This window comes from Flavobacterium branchiicola, assembly GCF_018383905.1.
Lineage (GTDB): Bacteria > Bacteroidota > Bacteroidia > Flavobacteriales > Flavobacteriaceae > Flavobacterium > Flavobacterium branchiicola.
On the sequence record NZ_JAGYWA010000001.1, the window covers coordinates 536743 to 562189 of the forward strand.

Sequence of the window (25447 nt, forward strand, 5' to 3'; positions counted from 1 at the left end):
GTTATGAAAAGATACATATACATATTACTGTACATAATCGGTTTTTTAAATTTCACTATCGCCTATTCTCAAGACTCGAATAGCAAACCCGCTGCTACACAAAGAATTATAGATCCAGAACCAGGAGATTGTGAGGAATATGAAAAATACGGATGGTTTTATGACAATGATGGTGATGGAGCCGGAGATCCCAATTATTCTCAAATGGCCTGCACAAGGCCATCTGAAAAGTGGGTCAGCAACAACAATGATTGCGATGATAACAATATAGATATAACTTATTATGTTTGGTATTACGACAAAGATCATGATAGATTTGGTGATCCCAATTATCCAGCATATGGTTGCAATCCGCCTACAGACTATGTTGCTAATAATTTGGATTGTGATGATAATAATAAAGATATTAACCCTAATACAAAATGGTATCTAGACACTAACGGAGATGGAATTGTATCTGATTTAGACGGCTCGCCAATCATAAGCTGTACCAAACCAACAGGTAATTATTATTCCTTAGCTACAGATAAAAACAATCATTGGATACATGAAATTACTTACGATATAAAAGGAAAAGCAATAGGAGCTTCAAGAAGTTATTTTAATAATTTAGCCAAACCTTATGTTAGTTTAGTAAAAGATTTTGCATGGGATAAAGTTTGGGGTACCGAAACAATTTATGACAGTTCTGGCAGGCCAGATAAAACATCCTTTGTAGCGCCATCACCTCTCAATACATTTGACAAAACAAATTTTTTAAAAAGTAATGCAGAAGCAGCTGCAGGGTCTTCCCCTGCAAATCTTTCGCTTACAAATATTACCTCAAATAATGACTATAAAGCAACACAAACCATAACAGCAAACGGCGTAGTAAGTTCTGGATTAAGCGTTACTTTAATGGCACCTTCTGTCACTTTAAGTGAAGGATTTAGCATTACAGCTACTCCCGGAAGTGTTTTTAAAGTTGTAGCCAGCTACTTATCAGATAATTCTGCCAACACAAATCTAGCAAATTATTACAGTGATAATAATACCGATGAGCCATATCAGGCTACAGCAACGCATCCTTTTTCTCAAATAAATTATGATTCGCTAGATCCTGAAAATATAATAAATGTTGTAGGAGGAAATAAAGTAAATGGAGAATGGAAAACGGATTATTCGTATACAGTTCCAGCGGCACAGGAAATGTATTATGTATATGGCACCTCTTTTTTTGATGCTCCCAATATTGAATCATATGTTTCAAAAAAAGAATATCCACAATATGATAATTTTGGTCTTTCTGCATACTTTTTAAAGGTTATAACATCAGAAAGCAACGTTCTCTCTCCCGAATCTATACCTGGGGCTAATTTTAATATTATGATGCAACTAGGAGCATACATATATGCTGTAAAGGCAAATTCACCATTAGAACGAGGAAAATTATACAAAATGATCATAAATGGTGAAACTAAAATAGTTCAGGTTTTTAACGAAATAAGCTATAGAAACACAACCGGAATAAATAACATCGATGTAAACAATCCTCTGACAATTTTAGCTGGCAGTTGGGATACTTTTAGCGAAATAAATGTATTAAACCAGACTATTAATGTATCAAATAATACAAATTACTTAATTGCTGATTTAAAATGTGTTAAAACAATTTCAATTGATGCAAATGGTGTAGAAAATGTTTCATTTACTGATGTTGAAGGAAAAACATTGGCAACTGCAAAATCTGGCGGAACAATATCTTATCCGGTAAAATCGTTAATTGGTCCTCAAGGGTATGTAGATATACATTTGCCTATAGGTTGTGGAGGAAGTATTAATTTCTTAGGAAATTCATCGTTGTATAATGTTTATGATTTGAAAACAGGAAATCTATTAACTGTAAAATCTAATATACCATCTGGAGTTTATAGAATTGAATTAATAAATAAACCAATTTCAGCATTAGGAATAACTTATATCAATAAAACAGATAAAAGTATTAACAATGTTGTAGCCGAAGATCTTGGAGTTACTTACAATGTGAATTATTATGATTATGCTGTGAATATTTACAACAAAACCGGTCAATTAATAAAATCTATACAACCTAATGGCTATACGAATAACACTTCAATAGTTGACAGTCCTCCCCATATGACTAGTTCAAATTTCTCATCAACATATAGTTACAACTCTCTTGGGCAGTTAGCCACAGTTACTAGCTCTGATGAAGGAATAAGCAACTTTGTTTATAGAAAAGACGGTAACATTCGTTATTCTCAAAGCGCTCTGCAGGCAAAAAATTCTCAAGTTTCTTATACCAATTATGATAGTCTTGGCAGGCCTATAGAAAGTGGTGTAATTACTGATGTCTCAGGAATATGGAATATCGCTTCAACTTCAGCAGATACTGATGCAACAATATCAACAAATACTTCTGAAAGATTATTCGCAATTTACGACTATCCAGAAAACGTTACAAATGATGACAATTCACTACCAACACCATATTCTCTAACCATTCCACCTGCATTAAGCCTAGCAACTTTAGCACCTTCTTTGGCTAGTTTACAAAACAATCTGTCAGGAAATCTTGCCATAACATACAAAGCAGACGCAGGCAATACAATAAATAGCATAACTTGGTACAGTTATGATTCTTATGGTAGAACAGAATGGATTGCTCAATATACTGATGGTATTGGCATCAAAACTACTTATTACGAATATGATTATAATGGAAATATTAAAAGAACGTTGTTTCAAAAAAACAATGCTTCAGAACAGTTTATACATCAATACACTTACGATTCTAACAATGGAAAACTAACAACAGTACAAACGGCAACGAATTTATCCCCTGAAAACTTTACGACTCATGCGGACTATACGTATTATAAAACTGGCGAATTAAAAAGAGTAAACATTGGGCAAGGAATACAAGGTCTTGATTATGTATATACCCTAGGAGGACAGCTTAAAAGCATTAATCATCCTAATTTAGATGCATCTAAAGATCCAGGAGGAGACAGTAATGATGTATTTGGTTTAACGCTTGATTATTATCCAAGTGATTATCTAAGAACGGGAAGAAATATAACTTCTTCTCCAACAGCTGGTGCAGATTATAACGGAAATATCAAAGCTGCCCGTTGGACCAATAAAGGCTTTAATGAAGATTTTTCTGGCGGAACCGCTAAACCAAAAGCATACTTATATAATTACAATCGTAACAATTGGCTAGCTAATGCCACATACGGAAACGCAGATGCAAATAGTTCCATAATAACTCCTTCCAACAATTATAAAGAAGGTGATCTTACTTATGACCCTAATGGTAATATTTTGACCCTGAAACGCAGCAATGCCTTAGGTAATATGCAGGATGATCTAAATTATGGTTACTATTCTGGGAAGAATCAATTAAATTATGTTAAAGATAATATTACTAATTCTCCGACCAATTCTGCTGATCTTGGTAACCAAAATCAAAATAATTACAAATATGATGAAATTGGTCAATTAACACAGAATATTTCCGAAAACTTAAAGTATCTTTATACCACACAAGGACTGGTTAGTGAAATACAAAAAGATAACCGCACACTTGTAAAGTTCTTATACAATGAAAGGGGACAATTAGTAAAAAAAGAAAACTATTCAACTGCCAATCCTTATGGTTTAGATAAGACTACTTTTTATGCTTTAGATCTTTCTGGCAATGCGTTGGTTATTTATAATTTTTCAAATAGCGGGGCATTACTTTCAAGAGAAAATAATATTTATGGTTTGAGCCGTTTAGGGAATTGCAACAGTACAGCCCCAAACGTATTTAACTATGAGATTACAGATCATTTAGGAAATGTTAGAGCTATAGTGAGCAAGCCTTCCAACGGTAATACAACGCAGTCATCTGTTGATTATTATCCTTTTGGAGAACAATTACCTGGCAGGAGTGTATCTACAACAAATTCTCGATATGCGTTTCAAGGACAAGAACTTGATCAGGCAATAGGAATGGAAGCTTTCCAGCTTCGCCTTTGGGATGGAAGAATTGGAAGATGGCTACGCCCAGACCCTGCTAAACAATTTGCAAGCCCCTACTTAGGAATGGGTAACAATCCTATTGGAATGATTGATAATGATGGAGGAATTGCTAGTCCAATTTACGATATAAATAATGGAGAGTATTTAGGAAATGATAGCACTGGCTTTCTTCATGATGAGGTTTTATTTATGGACAAGAACAAGTTTAATCGTCTCAAAAGAAGTGGTAAAAAAGGAATTATTAACCATAATGTTGCTACGAAAAACAGTGTCTCAATTGTAGATTTAACAAATGATTTTAAAAGCATATTACTATTTCAAAAAGCAACAACTCACATCGCTATCGTACTCCATAAGTTTTATTACCATGAAGACGTATATAAAAAATTACTAAAACGTAGGATAGAAGTTTCATCAAAATATGGTTTGACTATCGATGCATATGATCTGACTACGAGACATGATGAACACACATTTGGAATTACTCTAGCATCTGTCATTACTCAAAATTTTGATAAAAGATCAGTACTAAATACTGCTCCAAATTTATTTTCAAATTTTGAACATGAATTTAGAGGACATACTTTTTGGCATGAAATAAAAAACCCATACCCTTCTGCCGGGATGTGGCCACGCGTTGATTTACATAAATGGTACGAACATCAAATGATTTATAAAATGCAAATGGAAAGTCTTAATTTTAGATTTGTAACTGGTTCTTATCGCGACCATATAATAGATGCCTATAATACTAACAAAAATCTAGTGGAAAAATATGATCCAAAAAATTAAATTAATTCTTTTTATAATATTATTAACATTGTCCAGCTGTTCTAATCATGAATTAACGGATGAAACCGAAATATTTTTTATAAAATATAGTCTATACCTTAAAAGTAATCCAGATAGTGATTCTAGTTTGCCTCCATCTTACGATATTACTTTTAAATTTAGAAATGGTTCTAAAAAAGATATAGTATTCACCTCTAAAGCAAACAAATATGATAAAACAAAGTCAAGTTTATATTTATTAGATACTCTACAAAATGCAATAATACCTATTTATTCTGGTTCAAGAAATATTGTAAAGCAGAATAGTTCTTGCGAAATCGATGCAAGTATTAATATCAGAGATTATAAAAAATATTTTAATTTAAAAGATACTTTTTTCAATAAAATTGATTACATGTCAGATAAATTATTACTTGATAAAATATTTGTTGATATGATGAATAGATCTATAATAATTTATGAACAAGACTCTTCTGACATTGGACAATATAAAATGTTAAACAAAAATGTAACTCCTATACAAAAAGATAAAATAATAAAAATTCAAAAAGAAAGGTTATAATTATGAAAAGTCTTGAGATAAATTACCCGATAGCGCGGATTTACAATTCGTGCCTACAACAATAAGACACATTATAAATTATTAAATATAAAAGCTTTAGGTTATATAACTTTTATTAAAACAGTGGCAAAAAAAAATAAAATACCAAAAATAAACTATGGCAAAAGAACCATTCGCGGCAGAACTTACATCCATATGGATTGGAGGCTTATTTTTTTGGATTATAAAAGGATTTAAGGGAAAATTAACGGATCAATATATAGAGAAATATGAAATGAGAAATATCTGGGTTGGATATATAATAACTCTCATATTTATTTTCTCAATATTTTATATTATAGTCCGAAATGATATTAGACTAAAGGGGTAGTATTTCAGATATTTTTCTAGTCAATAAGCCCGATAGCGCCGATTTGCAATCATAAGTGTTCGAAAAAATTAGACGAAATACAAATTATTATAAACAAAAAATGGGCTGAATCTAAAACAATTAGATTCAGCCCTTTTTGATATAATTAAAAAAACTATTTATCTTTTAATAGCTTCTCGAGATAAGTAATTTTCTCTTTTTCAGATTCTAACAAACGCTCGTAGAGTCTTCTGTTTTCGTCTACAACTTCCATCATTTTATCTAACGGATTGAACGAGCAGTTATTTGACTGAACCGCTCCATTGCTGTGGCTAAAATCATTATCGTGAATGTTATTGAAATAATTAATCACGTTTTCTTCCGAAAAGTTTTTAATTGCTTCAACCGTTACGCCAAGAGCTTTGGCAACTTCTGCCAATTTTTCATCGTCGATAGTTTCGCTGTTTTCCATAGCCGATATTGCTTGTTGATTAGTGCCCAAGGCCACTGCAAGCGCATCCTGCTTCATGTCTCTTAATTCGCGAATACGGCTTATTTTTCGCCCTATATGATTTGGTTTTGTTAATGTGCTCATATTTCAAAGGTACTAATTAGGAATAAAAAAAATAAAGCAATCCGTAAAAAACATGTCAAATTTCGTCTTTTACAGCTCAAAATGATTTGTTACGGCAAACAATGTTATTTACTTGCGCCTTAAACAAAAGTACGATTTTTCATTCAAAATAAAAAACCCCTATTACTCTGTTTACGAAAGATAATCAATTAAGTACAAAACTAATTAACCAACCTTAAAATTAAATGCTATGATGGAATTAATTAAAAATTTAAACGAAACTAAAAAATCTTATTCCGGGTTTTCAAAATCCGCCAATAACCAAAAAGGCTTTTATACGGCACAAATAGAGTTATTAAATTATCAGGAACTAGGTTATCTAATAACCGATATGCTAAAATTATGCATTCTGGCACTCGATCAAAAAGCCAATAAAGGTGAAACAGAAAACCAAGATTCATCAATTAATATCAATTTGGTTTTAGCAATGGCACTTCAGCTTTTTCCTCTGGATGATTTTGAGCTTTTAAACGAAATCAATCAAAAACAAATTGCAGATTCTGAAATAAAATAATTCTCATACGTGCTGAGTGTAATCATTTTAAACACATAGAAACATAGATTATTACATATTGCTAAAAAGATTAAAAAAAGAAACTAGTTTCTTACACATAGCTATGTTTGTTAATGCAAGTGAAACGCCTTTTTTAGACAAAGAAAGCTATGTTTCTATGTGTTAAAAGTTTTTAAAAAAAACAACGAGTCCTTTTTCTGTATTTGCGATACAAAAAGAACTAAAAACAATTATATGCAAACAAAAACGGCGTTCAGATTTGAACGCCGTTTTTTATCTCTTTTATTTCCACTTCAAGGTTTCCATAATACGCTGCATATCATTTTTGATATAACTTGCCGCCGGCATAACCGAATCGAAATTGGGTTTGGCATAAAAATAAACCGAACCTGTTATAAAGTGTTTTGTACTGTCTGTAACGTAAAACTGTGAGTTTGTAGCCGCGTTTCCGTCTACTTGGTAAAACATTCCATACACCTTTTTTTCGGGGTTTAAATACGGTTGCTCCAGAATATCATCGGCTTTTATTACGTGCTCGTAGGTTAGTTTTTGAGCATCTTTCAATAGTTTTTCAATATCGCCGTGAACTGGTTTATAAGTCAGATAAATAGTGGCTTTCATTTTTGGATAGGTAATCGCAAATCCGCAGTTTTTCTCGCCTTTTATAGTCGCATCTTCATTCATATCAAAAGCAAAAGGACAATCATTTTCAAAATGAACATATTTTGCTTCGGGATAATCTAAACGTAAAAAACTTGCCGGTTTTGGCAACACATCATCTTTACAACTTACAACAGTTAATGCCAGTAAAACTACCGCTGCCGAAATTATCTTTTTTAACATCTTAATCTATTGTTACTTTTATTTGTTTTACACGCTTTTTATCGACTGTTTCTATGGTAAAAAGACAGTTTTCGAACGCTATTTTTTGATCTTTTTTAGGGAAATTACCCAAAATCTCGAGTATAAATCCTGCCAGCGTTTCGGCTTCGCCTTTACGGGTATCAAAAACATCTTCGTCAACATCTACAATTCTGTAGAAATCTTTCAGGTTGATCTTTCCTTCAAACAGAAAATTCTTTTCATCTATTTGCGAGAAGTTCAGATTTTCGTCATCAAACTCGTCGCTTATATCCCCTACTATTTCCTCAATAACGTCTTCTAAAGATACCAAACCTGAGGTTCCGCCATATTCATCGACTACAATTGCCAAATGGCTTTTAAGACTCTGAAAATCCTTTAATAAGTTGTCCAGTTTTTTATTCTCGGGAACAAAAAAGGCTTTTCGCATTAAAGACGGCCAGTCAAATTCTTCTTTATCAATATGAGGCAATAAATCTTTCACAAACAAAACGCCTTCAATCTGGTCTATATTGTCTCTGTAAACCGGAATTCTGGAAAATCCTTTGTCTATAATTTTAGGACAAATAGCCGAAAATGGTTCTGAAATTTCCAGGGCAAAAATATCAATCCTGGGGCTCATAACCTGTTTGGTATCTGTGTTACCAAAAGAAACGATTCCTTCCAGAATTTTCTGTTCCTCGGTTGATGTTCCTTCAGAATCCGTAAGTTCCAACGCCTGAGAAAGCTGATTTATTGAGAAATTATTTTTCTGTTTCCCTAATTTATTGTGCAAATATAAGGTAACGCTGCGCATGGGCAAGCTTATTGGCGAGAGTAATTTGTCCAGAAGAGCGATTGGATACGCTACTCTTTTGGCGAATTTTATATTGTTTCGGCTGGCGTAAACCTTTGGTAAAACTTCGGCAAACAGCAAAATCAAAAAAGTTACGAGAATAACTTCAAGAATGAATTTTAAAACCGGCGAATCTATATTCGAAAATATATTTCGTCCTATAAAAGAGAATAAAATAACAACTCCAATGTTTAAGAAATTATTTGCTACTAAAAGCGTAGCCAGTAATTTTTTGGGTTTGTCTAAAAGATTGGAAATAATTTTTCCTTTAGAGAGATTTTCCTGCAAGGTTTCATCAATATCTTTTTGAGACAAAGAGAAAAATGCAACTTCGGCACCTGAAACAATCGCCGATAAGAGTAACAAGATAAATATTCCGACAAAACCAATAATCAAATTGGCGTCAAATGTGGTATTAAGAAATAAACTGGGCTCTGGGTCCAAATTAAAAAAGATTAATTAAACAATCAAAAAGGCAGGTCGTTTATAGGCAGGCCTTCATTCGTTGCGTCAAAGGTAGTATTTTTTGCGGCTTCTTGTTCTTGATTCGGTTTATGATTTCCGGTTTCTTTTTTGGTAGTCAGGAAGGTAAACTCAGTAACCTGAATTTCGGTAGTATATTTTGTTGTACCATCTTCAGCTTGCCACTGACGGGATTTTATACGTCCTTCGATGTAAATCTTATCTCCTTTTGATAAATATTTTTCGCAAATTTCTGCCGCTTTATTGCGTACAACTAAATTATGCCACTCTGTTGAAGTTATTTTTTCGTTGGTTGTCTTATTAATATAAACTTCATTTGTAGCCAGCTGAAAACGCCCTATGCAATTTCCGCCATCAAAATAATGCATTTTTACATCATCTCCTAAATGGCCAATTAGCATTACCTTATTTAATGTTCCGTTCATAGTTTTTAAGTCGTATTTCTACCAAAGATACATTTTTTTAGCAATTTATTTCCTGCTTTTCAATAAAATTATAAATCACAATTGGAAACGGAAATTTTTTTAACTCACTGACAACCAAACCGTTTTCGATTTTTTCAGCAATTTTAATTTTCCAGAACTGAATATGAAGGTGTTGATGCGAAAGTTTATGAACTACAGTCGCTTCATCGCATCCTTCTATACCTATTATATTATATGTAGAAAATATGTCGTTTTGAACTGCATTTGAAACGGTCGTAAAATCGGCAATATCAGTGGTTTCAAAAAGCGGAAATTCATATAAATTATGCCAGATTCCTTTTGCTTCTCTTTTTTGTATTAAAGTATTTCCTAAAATATCTTCCAGAATCAAGTAATTAAAGAAACGGTTGGTCACTTTTGTCTTTTTTAATTTTACAGGCAATGCAGCTACTTTCTTTTTTTGAAGAGCGGCACAACTTTCATTAAAATCACAAACTTTACAATCCGGACTTTTAGGCACGCACTGCAAAGCACCAAACTCCATTATGGCCTGATTAAAGATTGCGGGGTTATCTTTTGGCATTAATTCAAATGCCAGTTCGGTAAATTCTTTTTTGGTTGCCGGCAGAGCAATATCTGATTCTATATCAAAATAACGGGAAAGAACCCTGAAAACATTTCCATCTACAACAGGAACGGCTTCATTATAGGAGAAAGAAGCAATTGCGGCGGCGGTATATTCCCCTACTCCTTTTAATTTTAGTAATTCTTTATAATTTTCAGGAAAAACTCCATTTAGCTCATTTGCGACATATTGAGCCGTTTTATGCAAATTTCGGGCACGAGAATAATACCCTAAACCCTGCCAAAGTTTCAAAACTTGCTCTTCTGAGGCATTTGCAAGATGAAAGACTGTAGGAAATTCTTTCGTAAACGAAAAAAAATAAGGCATTCCTTGTACAACTCGCGTTTGCTGAAGCATAATTTCTGAGAGCCAAATCAGGTAAGGATCGGTCGTATTTCGCCATGGCAAATCACGTTTGTTTTGTAAATACCAATTTACCAATATGTTATGAAAATTCATCGTAAAATACTTAGAATACAAAAGTAAATGTTTATGTAATTAAAATTTAACGAATTAGCTTGATTAATTATTTTTTTAATTCCTATATTTGCAAACTCAAAAAAATAGTACATCATTTATAAAATAAAATAGGAAAGAAAATGACGAAAGCAGATATCGTAGCGAAAATTTCAGAAAAACTAGGTCTTGAAAAAGGAGATGTTCAAGCAACAGTAGAAACTTTTATGGAAGAAGTTAAGACTTCATTAGAAACTGGTGACAATGTTTACCTAAGAGGTTTCGGAAGCTTTATCGTTAAAACCAGAGCTGAAAAGACTGGAAGAAACATTTCTAAAAATACTACAATTAAAATTCCAGCGCACAACATTCCTGCATTTAAACCTGCAAAAGTTTTTGTAGAAGGAGTAAAAACGAACAACGAAGCAAAATAATACTATTAATTAACATAAAATCTGACACGATATGCCAAGTGGTAAAAAAAGAAAGAGACATAAGGTAGCTACTCACAAACGTAAAAAAAGAGCGAGAGCTAACCGTCACAAGAAGAAAAAGTAGTTTTAAACTACTTTTTTCTTTTTAACGTTCATTGAAATTGAAAAAAAGACTGAAGAGAGAAAAGAAAAAAGAATATAGACAAAATCTATTTTCTCTACTCTATTCTCTATTAATCTTCTTTTCTCCGGGTTAATACCTGTTAAAAAAATTGTTTAATCCATCTGTAGATAAGATTTTAGATTTTAGATTTCAGATTTTAGGTTCTTTGTAATCTATATTCTTTTCTCTTAATTCTATTTTCTGAAAAAACAGATAAAAATTTACAGTGTGAATAAAGAATTAATCATTAGATCTAGTTCTGAAGCCGTAGATTTTGCCTTATTAAAAGATGGAAAACTAATTGAATTACACAAAGAAGAAGAGAAAAGCAACTTTCAGGTTGGTGATATTTTTATTGCCAAAATCAGAAAACCAGTTGCAGGACTTAATGCTGCTTTTGTAAACGTAGGCTTTGAAAAAGATGCCTTTTTACATTATCACGATTTGGGTCCAAACTTAGCTTCCCAACTGAAATTCATAAAACTTGTAAGCGCAGGTAAATTAAAAGATTTCTCCCTAAAAACCTTTCAGTTTGAAAAAGAGATTGACAAAGATGGCATCATTACTGATATTTTAAGTGCCAATCAATCTGTTTTAGTTCAAGTAGTTAAAGAACCTATATCTACCAAAGGCCCAAGAATAAGTGCTGAGCTTTCATTGGCTGGAAGATTTATCGTTCTAGTTCCTTTTTCTGATCGTGTTTCTATTTCTCAAAAAATAGAAGACAAAAAAGAAAAGGATCGTCTAAAAAAACTTGTTCTATCGATCAAACCTAAAGGATTTGGTGTTATTGTTCGTACAGTAGCCGAAGGCAAAAACGTAGCCGAATTAGAAAAAGATTTGCAGAACCTGCTTGGCAGATGGACTGCAATGTGTAAAAAATTACCAACTGCTCATCATCCATCAAAAGTATTAGGAGAGCTTAACAGAGCTTCTTCAATATTAAGAGATGTATTTAATGATACCTTTAGTGGTATTCAAATAGATGACGAAGAGTTGTACCATCAAACGAAGGAATATCTGCAAGAAATTGCACCTTCAAAACAATCGATTGTTAAGTTTTATCAATCAAATGATACTCCCATTTTCGAGAAATACAATATAGAGAGACAAATCAAAACTTCTTTTGGCAGAACTGTTTCCATGAGTAAAGGTGCTTATCTTATCATTGAACATACAGAAGCTCTTCACGTTATAGACGTAAACAGCGGAAACCGTTCAAACAAAGCAACCAACCAGGAAGATACCGCCATGGAAGTGAATATGATTGCCGCAGCAGAAATCGCAAGACAACTACGTCTTCGAGATATGGGCGGAATAATCGTAGTTGATTTTATCGATATGTCTAATCCTGAAAACAGGAAAGTCCTGTTCGACTTCTTGCGAGAAGAAATGAGCGACGATAAAGCAAAACATAAAATATTACCGCCGAGTAAATTTGGTTTGGTCCAAATTACAAGACAGCGCGTAAGACCAGAAGTTAATATTAAAACCAGAGAAGAAGATCCTAACAAAGAAAATGGCGAAATTGAAGCGCCAATTTTAATTATTGATAAGATCACCTCCGATTTAGAAAGACTTTTAAAAACCCACAATAAAGTTGTGCTTAACACACATCCGTTTGTGGCTGCATACCTCAGCAAAGGTTTTCCATCATTACGTTCAAAATGGTTTTTTGAACATAAGAAATGGGTGAAAATCATACCTCGTGACGCTTACACGTACTTAGAATACCATTTCTATGATAAAAAAGGAAATGTTATTTCAGAATAAAAACAAAACCGCCTCTCGAAAGATTGGCGGTTTTTTTGTTTCTAAACGACAGCTAAAAATATTATTTTTCTTACTTTTACAGGCTAAATTATGTTATAATGTCTTTTAATATCTTCAAGCTAACTTTCAAAGTTTTAGTTTATACTTTTTTTTCGTTTTTATTCCATTCAAAAATGTCAGCTCAAAATGATACGATCTTTTTTGACAAAAACTGGAAAATAATAACTAAAGAAAATGCTACATATTACCGAATTAAACCTCAAAAAATAAAAACAAAAAAAGCTGTTGGCTACAAAATAGAAAACGTCGATTCTCTTTTTGTAATTAAAGATTATTATCTGAAAAATAATCAACTGCAATTTCAAGGCTATTCAAGTGACTTTGATTCTAAATACTTATTTGGCAAAGCTGAATGGTTTAATGCAGAAGGGCAAATGGTCGATGCAAGCAATTTTAATTATAGAAAAAAGAATGCAGGATTTAAAATCCCTGAATCTAAATTACCGATTTTTTACATTGATTACAAAATAGCCAACAAAAGTCTGTTGACTGGTGGACTAGAGTTTTGTCTTGACTGTCAAAATAAAAACAAACTATTTATAGGAGCTGGTTTTGGAATTACAAATAGTTATAACGGAAATTATTACGGGCTGCCTGACCTTCATTTATCCTATAACAGAGAACTATTATTTTTCAAAACAGGAAGTTCTCATAAAAACGCATATGTATTAGGCGGTTTTACTTTTCTGAACGCAATTGATTTAGGCTTAGGCTATTCTTTCCCATACACAAACGAAAATATTCCAGTCTATAAAAGCTTTACGACTTCACTTACTTTTCGCATTTCAAAGAATAAAAAAGCTTTTGGGCAATTGAAAATGATGTAAGCTGTTTTATTCTCTCACAATTTCAACTTTTCTTCTAATTTCATTTCCTGCAGCATCAACAACTGTAATGTAGTGTATTCCGGTTGTTGGCGTTATTGGCAATTCATGAAAGGTTTTTGTGGTTGCTTTGTACACATTATCAACATACCAGAACAATTCTTTATCTCTTTCAGAATAAGCTACTTTTAGAATTACAGGCTGAACATTACTATTGAAATCTTTTGTCAAGTAGATTTTACTATTTGCCTTCGGATAAATAAAATCCATCGTTGTGGTTTGCGTTCCCTCGCAACCTTCTTTAAAAGGTGGCAAAGGCAAATATTCGATATGCTGACTTTTGTAATACCATGCCATTACAGGAGGCAATACAAACCAGTTTTTGGTTACAATATTCTCTACATTTTCACAACTGCTATTAACCTGAAATTGTTCTGTTTTATCTAAATGAATCGTTTTATGGTACGGACAAACGACTGTAGATTTCCCTTTCTTAGAAACCCATTGTTTTGTTTTCGGACAATTATCTTTTGCCAGATAACCGCTTAATCGGCAAACCTCAACTTCTGCTAAATCTTTATAAGGCGTTTCAAACCATCTTTGTCTTGGTAATAAATTAAAAACATCAAACAAAATTGGCGCAGCACTTGTAACTCCGGTTAATGTCGGGCGCCCTTCTCCTGTTGCATTTCCAACCCATATTCCAACCACATATCTTGAATTTGTTCCAATTGCCCACGCATCCCTGTTTCCGAAACTTGTTCCGGTTTTCCAGGCAATTTTAAGCGAACTGTCATAAAATTTCCATGCTTCATCTCCTTCAGGTCTGTTGACTTCTTCCATCGCGTTGTACGTCAACCAAATTGATCCAGCTCCCAAAATATTCTTCTGATCGGTTTCTGAACCAAAATCGGGTTTAAAATCATTTTTGTAATTCAGTTCCGTAAATTCATTGGTTCGGTATTTACTATTGTTTTTAGTGTAATAATTTACCGTAGAGGAAAGATTAGCATATGTTCGGCATAAATCCCACAAATTACTTTCGGCACCGCCTAAAATAAGTGAAAGACCGTAATGATCGGGTGTTTTATTGATGTTCTTAAGTTTGAATTTCTGTAATTCTTCATAAAACTTATTCACTCCAAATTCCTGAAGCATTAAAACTGCCGGAATATTTAATGATCTCGACAAAGCACGCTGTGCCGGAACTGCCCCATCAAACGTCAAATTAAAATTCTGCGGAGTATAACCTGAAATCTGCGTCGGAATATCAGCAACCAACGTATTTGGCAGCAACTCACCATCATCAAGCATGGCGCTGTACAAAAGCGGTTTTAATATACTTCCGGTACTTCGTGGTGCATCAATAATATCTACATCTTTTTGATGGTCTGCATCTGCCGGAGAATTCCCGACATAACTGATTACATTTCTGTTCTGAACATCAATAACTAAAATTGCCAGATTATGAACTTCATTCTGTTTGTATTGATTGTAATAATATCGCGCAATTTGATTTACTCTGTTTTGCAGTGCGTAATCAATTGTGGTTTTTACTCTTGTTCCTTCCTCGTTTTTAGCTACTCTCTGAAGTAAATGCGGAGCGATTTGTGGCAGATCATACGGTTTTTGAGGCAATGGTTCTTCGATAGAAAGTTCGTATGTCTGCTTGTCGATTATGCCTTCCTGATGCAATTTTAACAAAAGTCGGTTTCGTTTATTTAAAAGTTTTATTTGATTTTTTCCCGGATAAATTAAACTTGGCGCATTGGGCAAAACCGCCAAAACTGCATTCTCCGCCCACGATAATTGATTGGACTGAACACCAAAATAACGCCATGAAGCCATTTCAAGTCCCACCACATTTCCTCCAAATGGTGCATGTGCCGCATACATCTCGAGAATTTCGTTTTTAGAATACCCTAATTCTAATCTTGTGGCTAGAATAATTTCTATTATTTTTTCGAAATAGGTTCTGTTTTTTCCTTTTCTAGATAATCGGATAACTTGTTGTGTAAGCGTACTTCCTCCTCTGACTACTTTTCCTGCTTTTCTGTTTTGTTTAAATGCATTCACCATCGCTCCAGGATTAAAGCCTGGATGTTTGTAGAAGTATTCGTCTTCAAAATAAACAATGCATTTTTTGAATTTGTCCGGAACGCTGTCTTGTGCCGGAAAACGCCATTGTCCGTCTCTTGCGATTTTGGCTCCAAGCAGTTCTCCTTCTTTACTTTCTATAACGGTTGAATAAGGTTCTTTGAATAAAGTTCGGGGTATCGAAAAATAGTAAATCAGCAAAAGCAGAAATGCAATTGCTGATTTTATCTTATTCTTTTTTATCCAGTTTATAATGCGTTGAAGGAACGCTTTTATTTTATTTTTCAATACTTATTTTTTTTTAACCGCAAAGACGCTAAGTTATACGCTAAGTTCGCAAAGATTTTTTCTCTCGCAGATTTAGCAGATTGGGCAGATTCTATTTTATCTGCTTGATCTGCAAAATCTGCGGGAAACCTTTATCGCAAAGTTTTTTTTGCTCGCGGATTGTACGGATTAAACGGGTTAGCACGGTTTTTTTTAATGTAATCTGCATAAATCTGTTCAATCCGTACAATCCGTGGTCTTTAGCATTATTTCATAACTTCGGCTCAAAATGCATATACAAAGCGCATAATTCACAAAGTTTTTTATCTCGCAGATTGCGCAGATTTTACAGATTTATTTTATCTGCTTGATCTGCTAAATCTGCGGAAAACCTTTATCGCAAAGTTTTTTTGCCACAGATTTTACGGATTAACACAGAGGAATTTAAAAAAATCCGTGCAAACCCGTTCAATCCGTAAAATCCGTGATCCATAAATATTACTTCACAACCTCAACCCAGAATCCTTTTGTTCTGGCTAAGAATGTATTATCATACATCGCCTCGCATTGTAATCCCGGAAGATAATAATTTCCTAAATAGGATGCGTTTAGCAAGATTCTGAACACTTTAGTTTCTCTTGCTTTCATTCCGAAATAGAAATTCGTTCTGTCGTCACGGATATCAATATAATCAGCAATGTTGTTTACTGCGTCTCCGTAATCGGTGAAACGGGTGTTTACAATTTCGAATCCTGAAGGCAGAATCTGCGATAACGCAACGTTTTGAATACTTTCTCCTCTTTGGTTTTTAATCGTAACCTCGGCAACAAATTCCGTTCCCTGACTGATTTTTGAAACATTGATTACACTTCCTTTTCTATTTTTGAAAACAATAGAAGCCGTAACATCACTCTGAACCGCATTTTCTTGTCCGATTGGCAATATTCCCGTATTCAATACACGAACATAAACCGTATTGGCTTTGTTGTTTTTCAGCGTAATACTATTCGTTCCGGAAGCAACAGACAAACTGCGATCTGCAACAGATTTACTTGTGTTGATCGTCTCGCCTTTTCCGTTTTTACTAAATTGAATATTAATTCCTTTTGGTCCGTTGCTTATCGCAAATTTCGACATTGCATACAAGCAATAAGCGGTAGTCTGCGTACTCATCCATTCATTCGCAGACATTTCTTTAGCTAATTTCGCTGCTGTTGTAAATGATTTTTGCTTTTGACCTAAAAGAATCATGGTTTCTAAAGCCATTGCACGATTTCTCTCGTCTGAACCATAATAGTAATAACTATAGCCATCTGAACTGCCATCAATACTCGTTTTCAAAAATAAACTTTGTCCGGCAGATTTTTGTCCCGCCAACACATAAGCAGCAGCTAAACGAAGCATACTTTCATTCGAAATACCTTTTGTTTCTCTTAATCTGTTCATTGACGACAAATCTGCACTTCCGGCTAAAGCCAAAGTATACAAACGATACGCCTGCGCCAAATCATTTCCATATTTAGGCTCAAAACGCCATTGCTTGGCTTCTTTTTGCTGATAGCCCAACCATTTTGATTTGAAGTTTATTGGTAAGACATATCCTTTTTTCTCGGCTTCAATCAGGAAATGTCCTGCGTAAGAAGTTCCCCAATCGTCTGCAATTGTATTTCCCTGCCAGTAAGGCATTCCGCCATTTGATAATTGGAAATTTCCTAGTCTAGCAATGCCGGCTGTTACGTTCTTTTGAATTAATCCTTTGCGAACAGCATCAATATCGGCAACATCTCCCAGATACAATTGTGGAAATACAGATGAAGTGGTTTGCTCTACGCAACCATGCGGATACTGAATTAAAAATTGCATTCTGCCATTCAGGTTCATAGATGGCATTGACGAAACTTCTAATCTTGCTTTGTTACTTCCTGCAACACCAAATGTTTTCCATGAAATGGTTTTTGAACTATTTGGAGATAAAACAACGTCGGTAAAAGTACTCGTAACCGGATTTGGGTTCGTCATATCAATTTCAACATCATAAACTGATTTCTCAGTTCCGGAAGTCGCTATAACCTGAACTTTTGCAATTCCGGTTGCAGCTCCTACAACCAGATTAAAATAGGCCATCTTTTCATCCGGCTGTGCAAAATTCAATCTTTGAACCGCGCTTCCCATTACTTTCAGTCCATTGCTGGTTTTTACCTGAATGGAAACATTTTTAATTTTATTTTCAGTTGCAAAAACCGTTATAGGAAGTGTTACTTTTTCTGATGGCGAAATTTTTCTTGGTAACGAAGCTAAAACCATTAATGGACTCTTAACCGGAGTTGCTTTTTCTACACTTCCGTAAGCGCTTGTCGCCGCATCTCCCGCCACAACCATTGTACGAACTGAACCAATATATTTTGGCAATTTTAATTGATGTGATTTCGTTTCTCCTTTTCCTAGTTTAAATGGTCCGTAATACAATACGACAGGTTTAAAACGGTTTGCTTTCTTCGCTTTTCCACCGCCTAAATCCTGATCTCCACCAATACTGAAAATCTGGTTTATTTTTCCACCATAAGCTCCAATTACATCATCATAAACATCCCAGGTTTTTACGCCCAAAGCTTCACGAACATAAAAACTATCCCATGCATTTGGCGTTTTAAAACGAGTTAAATCCAACAATCCTTCATCGACAACAGCAATCGTATACGTCATTTCTTTTCCTGACTTTTCACCCACTTTTACTGTAAAAGCTTGTTCCGGTTTTAATACATCCGGCATTGAAAGTGTTGGCGCAAGAATTGTATTTTTATCAACCACTTCAATCGGAACAATTCCGTACATACGAATTGGCGAATCGTTTTTAGTTGAAGCATGCGGTTGTAGTAATGTAATATTAAAATATACATTTGGCGCCATTGCTCCGGTAATCGGAACTTCTACTTTTGTTTCTCCGTTTTTAGTTTCCGCCCAAATAGTCTGTACTACACGAGATCCGTTTTCTATAGAAATCAGCGCACGTCCGCCTTCACTTGAAGGGAAAGATATTTGCGCTTTTTCTCCCACTGCATAGTTTTTCTTATCGGTAGAAAAAACTAACATATTTGCTGTAGAAGCATCTCTGTTACGGGTTTTACCAGACCAGATTGGCCAATCAATATTTACCGTTAAAGCAGTTGCGTGTCCATCTTCCTCATCGGCAACACGAATTAGATAACGTCCCCATTCTTCATCTGTTAATGAGAATTGGATACTTCCTTTTCCGTTTGAATCTGTATTGATTACATACGTTTTATAAGATGTAGTTGCATTTGATGAATTATAGTTCGACAAATTATCGCTGGAAGAATCCCACCACCAGCGCCAGTCTACTTTAAATACTTTTACTTCCAGATTTCGTACTGCTTTTGGTCTTCCGTTTTCATCTACAGTCACAATATCAAAACGATTGTTTGCTCTGGTTTCAAGCATATTATACTTGTTCAGTTCCGGCGATTTAATCCCTACATAGGTTTTATATGGAGAATAAGTTGTAGACATAACGTCTGTACTAAAGTCTCCGCCTTCTTCATATACTTTTGTAATGAAGGAAGCACGAAGCATTCCCGGCGCCTGACCTTGTAATCTTGGCTGAATATTTACCGATGCTTTTCCGTTTTCATTTAATTTTCCGGAGAATACATTGATTTCTTCTGTACTGAACTGACGAACCAAATCATCAAAAGTATATTTTTCGTATCCTTTAAAAGTTGTGGTTTGCTGCGAAAACTTCGCCTGCATTTCTACATTCAGATTCTTAGCAATTGCCCCATGAAGCCAGGTCACTTCCAGATTATCTGTGTTTGGGTAAGAAGAAGAAAGTGTTTTTCTGCTAAATGTATTTTTAATTTTTAAACGATTTGGTTTAATAGTTTCAATCTTGATGCTTTTATAGAATTTTGCGCCTCCAACGCTTACCATTGCTTCCCAGTTTCCTGTTGGTGCATCCTGATTTGTTGGTACGATAAAGGCATAATGATTCAGATCGTTTGTTTTCTGAACGGTCTGATAAACTGTTTTTCCATTCGGATCGTTTAATCTGAATTTAATTGGATGTGATTTTGGTAATTTGTTTGCTGCATCATTCAAAATAAAAGACAAATACAAATTATCTCCCGGACGCCAAACACCTCTTTCACCGTAAATAAAGCCTTTTAAACCTTTTTGCAAAGTTTCGCCGGCAACATCAAAATTACTGACAGATAACGAAAGTCCGTCATCTAGTTTCACATAAGTAGACTGATCTCCTAACGTTACTATGGCAAAATAGGCAAATTTATCCAACTGAAAAGATGCAATTCCCTCACTGCTTGTTGCCTGCGTACTTATTTTTTGTTGTTGAAAGTTATACAAATCTACTCTTGCATTTGAAACCGGCTCTGTGGTAACGATATTGTTTACTGCAAATAAATACGATTTGTTTTCTCCTCTTTTGGCAATAACGCCCAAATCTGAAGCTAAAATATTGGTTGCGATTTTAGCATTATAATAATACGATCCCGTGCAAGGATCCTGGCTTTCTCTCCATTCATAATCATCATAGTAATAATCGTCATAAGAGTTTCCGCTGTAATTTACATCATTTTCATCCACTTCTTCTTCCTCGGCTTCATCATCGTTTCCTTCTGATGTTTCGCATTTATAGAGTGAGTATTTCTTTTTATACTCAAATTCTACTCTGTAAATCGCTCCTGGCTCCGGCTTGATAATTTTAGATAAATCCAAAGCATACGTATTCCATTTTGTGAGATTTACAAGTGTGCTTTCTCTTAAATTTAATGTCGTTTTGGCAATGGGCTGCGCGACTTTCTTAAGGTTCTGAGCTCCATTTAATTCATTATATTGTAAAAACTGAAGAATGTTGTTTTTGTATATTTTATATACTTTTACATCTACAGCGCTCAGGTTTACTGCTTCAAAGTTTAGTTTTAGATTGTTTGAACTTGGCAGAATCGTTCCGTTTTTAACGAAACGAACGCTTGGTTTTATCTGATCAAAAGAAATTTTCTCCGAGTAATTTGCTTCTAGTTTTTTGCCGTATTGGCTTTCAATTCCCTGAAAAACTTCCAGCAACAATTCGCCAGTTACTACTTGTTCCGGCTCTTCATCTGGAACAACTTCAACGATATCATCTGAGACAGCTGCGGCAGAATCTACTACAACAGCCGATGAATCTACGGCAACAGCGGCAGAATCTACAGTAACAGTTGCAGGTTCTTCTACAACTATTGGCTCTTCTTTTTTAGGCGCATTCTGATTTGTAAAATATACTTTTAGTAAATTTCCTTGTGTCGAAAATTTCAGATTATTGGTATTTTGAATGGATACTAATCCTTTAAAATCCTGTCCTTTCTCTAAAGGTTCTGAGAAATTAATTAAGACGGACTGATTGTTTCCATCCGGAACTTCAACTTTTATGATTTTAAACTCGTTGATGCTTGTAATCGGAAAATCGATTTGTCCTTTTTGTTCAATATCAAAATCACTTCCATCATAAATAATTTCCAGATTTGATGCTTCAGACTGGCGTTGAATACTGTCAATTACAAAACGGAATTCTTTACCTGTACCCGAGTTTTGCTCAAATTTAATTTTAAGATCTTTTCCGTTGTGTTTGGCTTCAACCAATTTTCTGGCAGTTTCAATATCAATATTATCTGCGGTTTTTAAAACACAGTTTAAGTATTGATATTCTTTGCTGTACGATTGTATATCGCCTGTATTTATGGTAAAATCCTGCTTAACTGTTTTCACAGTAAAGTTGAATTTAGACAATTCTTTTTCCTTTTCTTTTGGAATAGCAGTTAGTTTATCTAAGTTTAAAGTAACCTGATATTCTGTTCCCGGTTTTAGTTTTTTCTCCGGAATAAAAGCAATTGTATTGGTCGAAAGTGCTATTACTTTTCCGCTTACGCTTGGCGAAATATCAAACAAATCATCGTCTAATTCCTGATTGGGTTTCCAATCGTTTTTATTAAAGGCCAAAACCACACGAATATCAGAATCTGAAGAAACGATTCCGCCCGTAAAACTGGTAATGTAATCTTTAAATAATGAAAAGTCGGAGTTGAAATCTGCAGCTGATTTTCGGCCACAAGATTGAAAAATAAAAAACACAAAAAATACGAGAACTAATCCTTTTGCTTTCACTTTTACGTAGAGTTAAATGGTTAAGAACTAAAATTTCCATGAGCAGCTATTCAAAATCAGAATAGTGACAAGAGAATCTTAATTTACCATAAAAGTATACTTTTTTCTGATTGCTTTAAGAAGAAAATTCTCTAATAATATATTATTTAACTTTTGTTGAAGTTCTAAATCAGTTTTAAAGCGCTGTGCCTAACTCTGATAAGATTTTGTTCATCTCAATAAAGTGGTTTTCGGTATTTGAAGCATAAAAAATCTGATTATTATTCATGACCATAATAACATCATCATCGTAATTACCATAGAATTTAATTCCGTCTGTCCATTGCTTAAAAGACACTTTTTTGTCTTTAAATTTTTCAACAATTACTTGGATCTCTTCCTGCTCAAATTCATAAAAACATTCGCTCTGGAAGTTAAGCGCAAATCCCGACTGAAGGAAAGCCATTGCAGTAAAAAACTCTAATAAAGTTTCGGCTTCAAGTTCCCATTTTTCTTTATCATAGCTCATATATACAGGCGGATTATTACTCGACAAATCATCTTTGTGAATTCCCCAAACACAAGCATGCTGGTTTTCTGTATAAAAAATCAAATAGTCATTATTTTGATAGTACTGAAATCTTTCGGGTACAACCAATGAATCCTGTGTGTGATTTAGATCCTGATGCTTTCCTAATTGATTGTAATAGTCAACAAAAACCTGTGGAAGTACTACGAAAATATTTTTAACTGTCTGAATTTCTTCATTTGTAAAACCTGCAGATTCTGTAATATGAAACAGCTTTTTTATTATTGTAAAATCGGTCATAGTTTCTAAAGATTTGTCCTCTTATTTACGTCTTTCCTGAAAAAAACGTTTCATTAAATCGGCAGCTTCATTGGCCATTACACCAGAAACAACTGTAGTTTTAGGATGCAGTTTTGTTCCCATATTCAGAAATCCGCGTTGTTCGTCGCGTGCTCCAAAAACGACTTTAGAAATCTGACTCCAATACAAAGCTCCTGCGCACATCTGACAAGGTTCGAGCGTTACATAAAGTGTACAATCTTTTAAATATTTTCCTCCCAGAAAATTTGCCGCTGCGGTTATAGATTGCATTTCGGCATGAGCCGTAACATCGTTTAACAATTCTGTCAGGTTATGACTTCTTGCAATTACTTTGTCAGCTACTACAATAATAGCTCCTACGGGAATTTCGCCTTTATCAAAAGCCATTTCAGCTTCCTGTAAAGCTTTTTTCATAAAATATTCGTCGGTGAAAGGATTTATCATAATTGCAAAAGTAAAACTTTACACATTATTTTTATTACATTTAAATTCTGAAATTTGAATATGGAAAGAAATCTTAAAATAACCATTCCGGAACCTTGCCACGAAAACTGGGACAAAATGACGCCAAAAGACAATGGAAGATTTTGTCTGAGCTGTACAAAAACGGTTGTTGATTTTACTACAATGCTTCCTGAGGAAATTCAGCAGTATTTTATTTCAAATAAAAATATCTGCGGAAGATTTAAAAACGACCAATTAAATCAGATCAATATTCAGATTCCGTATCAAATATTATACAAACAAACCCACTATCGAAAAATGTTTTTATTAGCACTTTTTATAGCTATGGGAACAACATTGTTTAGCTGTCAGGATAAGGACGGAAATAAACAAAAAATTGATACAGTTGAAGTTGTAGAAGATTTCGAGCCAGAACAACGGGCTACTACTGGAATTATGGTCATGCGTACGGACCCACTTAAAGTCGAAGAACAATCTCAGTACGGATCCGGACATTATGGAATTATCTATAATTCAAATGATTTAGACGTTACGCCTGTTCCAAAAAAAGGAATGAAAAAATTCAATTCCTATTTTAATAAAAAATGCACTGATCTTGATAAAGGAGAAATATCGGTTTTATTTGTAGTGGAAGGTGATGGAACTCTAAGCAATTTTAATATCCTTAAAAATACTACTTCAGCAAGTGATAAAGATATTATAAGCATTCTGGAAAAAGCTCCAAATTGGATTCCCGGCAAACTAAAAAATCGAATTGTTCGATCAACTTACACTTTACAGATTCCATTTAAGTAATAAAGAATGAAATATAAAATAACCATTCCTGAACCTTGCCACGAAAGCTGGGACAAAATGACGGCAAAAGATAATGGACGTTTTTGTCTGAGCTGTTCTAAAACGGTTATTGATTTTACTGCTATGCTTCCCGAAGAAATTCAGCATTATTTCATTCAAAATAAGGATGAAAAAATTTGCGGAAAGTTTAGAAAATCACAATTGGATTCCATAACAATTCAAATTCCGGATCGAATTTTATATTCGCAAACCAATTATCATAAAATGTTCTTACTAGCTTTGTTTATTGCTATGGGAACAACTTTGTTTAGCTGTCAGGATAAAGACGGAAACAAACAAAAAATTGATAAAATCGAAGTTGTTGAAGATTCAGGAACTAGAAAAAACAATCTAATAGATTCTACATCAAATCATAAAAAAGAAATAGTTGACAAACCAAAATCTAACCCAAATAAACAGGCTAAATACTCATTAAACAAAACAAAAAAAGATCTTTTCCTTGACAAAACACAATGTACAACTGAAACTGTTACCAGGGAAATTTACGAAGATAATACTGTTTATGGAGTGGCTGGCATCGATGTTTTGCCCGATTATCCAGGAGGAATTGAAGTCTTTTATAATCTTTTTAGAAATGATTATAAAATTCCAAAGGAGTTAAAAAAATCGACCGGAGAAATAAAAATGTCTTTCGTAATTGAAAAAAACGGAACTTTAAATGAAATAAAAACTCTTGAAAGTCCTGGTTACGAAACCGGAGAAGAAGCGTCCAGAATTTTACAAAAATCTATTAAATGGACCCCAGGTGAAATAAGCGGGAGAAAAGTCAGAACTAATTATGATCTTTTTATTAAACTCGATTTAGATACTCTCAATAGTAAAAAACGAAAAAGAAAATTTTCAAAAATTACTTCTGTCAAAGTGATCAAAACTAAAGACGATTATGAAAACAATAAAACATTATAGTCTTTATATTTCTGAAAGCATTCTTATAAATA

At 34.0% G+C, this 25447-nt stretch carries 17 protein-coding genes; 8 read left to right on the forward strand and 9 right to left on the reverse strand.

Annotation, left to right across the window (positions count from 1 at the left end):
• Window positions 1-3: 3 nt before the first annotated feature.
• Window positions 4-4821, forward strand: a complete 4818-nt coding sequence (locus KHA98_RS02325) for an RHS repeat domain-containing protein (protein WP_213254870.1) — start codon at window positions 4-6, stop codon at window positions 4819-4821.
• Window positions 4805-5383, forward strand: a complete 579-nt coding sequence (locus KHA98_RS02330) for a hypothetical protein (protein ID WP_213254871.1) — start codon at window positions 4805-4807, stop codon at window positions 5381-5383. The genes KHA98_RS02325 and KHA98_RS02330 overlap by 17 nt, the downstream gene beginning before the upstream one ends.
• Window positions 5384-5907: 524 nt before the next feature.
• Here KHA98_RS02330 and KHA98_RS02335 read toward each other — a convergent pair.
• On the reverse strand, window positions 5908-6327 hold the full coding sequence (locus tag KHA98_RS02335; protein WP_213254872.1) for a helix-turn-helix domain-containing protein: 420 nt from the start codon (window positions 6325-6327) through the stop codon (window positions 5908-5910).
• A gap of 229 nt (window positions 6328-6556) precedes the next feature.
• On the opposite strand from KHA98_RS02335, the gene KHA98_RS02340 reads away from it, so the two are divergent.
• Window positions 6557-6880, forward strand: a complete 324-nt coding sequence (locus KHA98_RS02340) for a hypothetical protein (protein WP_246522117.1) — start codon at window positions 6557-6559, stop codon at window positions 6878-6880.
• Window positions 6881-7162: 282 nt separating this feature from the next.
• On the opposite strand, the gene gldD is transcribed toward KHA98_RS02340, so the two are convergent.
• Genes gldD through mutY form a run of 4 tightly spaced genes read right to left on the reverse strand, consistent with a single transcriptional unit; the run spans window position 7163 to window position 10568 of the window.
• Window positions 7163-7723: a gliding motility lipoprotein GldD gene (gldD, locus tag KHA98_RS02345; RefSeq protein ID WP_213254873.1), complete on the reverse strand. Its 561-nt coding sequence runs from the start codon at window positions 7721-7723 to the stop codon at window positions 7163-7165.
• A 1-nt stretch (window position 7724) separates the two neighbouring features.
• Complete coding sequence (locus KHA98_RS02350) at window positions 7725-9020, reverse strand: gliding motility-associated protein GldE (RefSeq protein ID WP_213254874.1); 1296 nt, start codon at window positions 9018-9020, stop codon at window positions 7725-7727.
• Between the two features lie 23 nt (window positions 9021-9043).
• Window positions 9044-9484, reverse strand: a complete 441-nt coding sequence (locus KHA98_RS02355) for a single-stranded DNA-binding protein (protein ID WP_213254875.1) — start codon at window positions 9482-9484, stop codon at window positions 9044-9046.
• A gap of 37 nt (window positions 9485-9521) precedes the next feature.
• Window positions 9522-10568, reverse strand: a complete 1047-nt coding sequence (gene mutY / locus KHA98_RS02360; RefSeq protein ID WP_213254877.1) for an A/G-specific adenine glycosylase — start codon at window positions 10566-10568, stop codon at window positions 9522-9524.
• 140 nt (window positions 10569-10708) lie between these two features.
• Here mutY and KHA98_RS02365 point away from each other — a divergent pair, with 140 nt between their 5' ends.
• The 3 genes from KHA98_RS02365 (at window position 10709) to KHA98_RS02375 (ending at window position 13822) form a co-directional block, all read left to right on the forward strand.
• The gene (locus KHA98_RS02365) at window positions 10709-10999 is read left to right on the forward strand and encodes an HU family DNA-binding protein (protein WP_007805026.1); all 291 of its coding nucleotides are present in this window, start codon (window positions 10709-10711) and stop codon (window positions 10997-10999) included.
• 391 nt (window positions 11000-11390) lie between these two features.
• Window positions 11391-12935, forward strand: a complete 1545-nt coding sequence (locus tag KHA98_RS02370; RefSeq protein WP_213254879.1) for an Rne/Rng family ribonuclease — start codon at window positions 11391-11393, stop codon at window positions 12933-12935.
• A gap of 173 nt (window positions 12936-13108) precedes the next feature.
• Complete coding sequence (locus KHA98_RS02375) at window positions 13109-13822, forward strand: hypothetical protein (protein ID WP_213254881.1); 714 nt, start codon at window positions 13109-13111, stop codon at window positions 13820-13822.
• 6 nt (window positions 13823-13828) lie between these two features.
• Here KHA98_RS02375 and pbpC read toward each other — a convergent pair whose 3' ends face one another.
• The 4 genes from pbpC to KHA98_RS02395 form a co-directional block, all read right to left on the reverse strand.
• A complete protein-coding gene (pbpC, locus tag KHA98_RS02380; protein WP_213254883.1) occupies window positions 13829-16204 on the reverse strand; it encodes a penicillin-binding protein 1C in 2376 nt (791 codons plus the stop codon).
• 477 nt (window positions 16205-16681) lie between these two features.
• Window positions 16682-22360 carry an alpha-2-macroglobulin family protein gene (locus KHA98_RS02385; RefSeq protein WP_213254885.1) on the reverse strand — a complete coding sequence of 1893 codons (5679 nt, stop codon included), beginning with the start codon at window positions 22358-22360 and terminating at the stop codon, window positions 16682-16684.
• Window positions 22361-22535: 175 nt separating this feature from the next.
• The gene (locus tag KHA98_RS02390; protein ID WP_213254887.1) at window positions 22536-23168 is read right to left on the reverse strand and encodes a hypothetical protein; all 633 of its coding nucleotides are present in this window, start codon (window positions 23166-23168) and stop codon (window positions 22536-22538) included.
• A gap of 21 nt (window positions 23169-23189) precedes the next feature.
• A complete protein-coding gene (locus KHA98_RS02395; RefSeq protein ID WP_213254889.1) occupies window positions 23190-23633 on the reverse strand; it encodes a nucleoside deaminase in 444 nt (147 codons plus the stop codon).
• 60 nt (window positions 23634-23693) lie between these two features.
• Here KHA98_RS02395 and KHA98_RS02400 point away from each other — a divergent pair, with 60 nt between their 5' ends.
• On the forward strand, window positions 23694-24449 hold the full coding sequence (locus KHA98_RS02400; protein WP_213254891.1) for a hypothetical protein: 756 nt from the start codon (window positions 23694-23696) through the stop codon (window positions 24447-24449).
• A 6-nt stretch (window positions 24450-24455) separates the two neighbouring features.
• Entirely contained in the window at window positions 24456-25415 is a 960-nt protein-coding gene (locus KHA98_RS02405; protein ID WP_213254893.1) for an energy transducer TonB, read from the forward strand.
• The last annotated feature ends 32 nt before the right edge of the window (window positions 25416-25447 follow it).

What these genes read in the sequence shown, in the direction of transcription:
- KHA98_RS02325 (WP_213254870.1), top strand. Translation starts at nt 4, where the DNA reads ATGAAAAGATACATATACATATTACTGTACATAATCGGTTTTTTAAAT.
- KHA98_RS02330 (WP_213254871.1), top strand. Translation starts at nt 4,805, where the DNA reads ATGATCCAAAAAATTAAATTAATTCTTTTTATAATATTATTAACATTG.
- KHA98_RS02335 (WP_213254872.1), bottom strand. Translation starts at nt 6,327, where the DNA reads ATGAGCACATTAACAAAACCAAATCATATAGGGCGAAAAATAAGCCGT.
- KHA98_RS02340 (WP_246522117.1), top strand. Translation starts at nt 6,557, where the DNA reads ATGATGGAATTAATTAAAAATTTAAACGAAACTAAAAAATCTTATTCC.
- gldD (WP_213254873.1), bottom strand. Translation starts at nt 7,723, where the DNA reads ATGTTAAAAAAGATAATTTCGGCAGCGGTAGTTTTACTGGCATTAACT.
- KHA98_RS02355 (WP_213254875.1), bottom strand. Translation starts at nt 9,484, where the DNA reads ATGAACGGAACATTAAATAAGGTAATGCTAATTGGCCATTTAGGAGAT.
- mutY (WP_213254877.1), bottom strand. Translation starts at nt 10,568, where the DNA reads ATGAATTTTCATAACATATTGGTAAATTGGTATTTACAAAACAAACGT.
- KHA98_RS02365 (WP_007805026.1), top strand. Translation starts at nt 10,709, where the DNA reads ATGACGAAAGCAGATATCGTAGCGAAAATTTCAGAAAAACTAGGTCTT.
- KHA98_RS02375 (WP_213254881.1), top strand. Translation starts at nt 13,109, where the DNA reads ATGTCAGCTCAAAATGATACGATCTTTTTTGACAAAAACTGGAAAATA.
- KHA98_RS02390 (WP_213254887.1), bottom strand. Translation starts at nt 23,168, where the DNA reads ATGACCGATTTTACAATAATAAAAAAGCTGTTTCATATTACAGAATCT.
- KHA98_RS02395 (WP_213254889.1), bottom strand. Translation starts at nt 23,633, where the DNA reads ATGATAAATCCTTTCACCGACGAATATTTTATGAAAAAAGCTTTACAG.
- KHA98_RS02400 (WP_213254891.1), top strand. Translation starts at nt 23,694, where the DNA reads ATGGAAAGAAATCTTAAAATAACCATTCCGGAACCTTGCCACGAAAAC.
- KHA98_RS02405 (WP_213254893.1), top strand. Translation starts at nt 24,456, where the DNA reads ATGAAATATAAAATAACCATTCCTGAACCTTGCCACGAAAGCTGGGAC.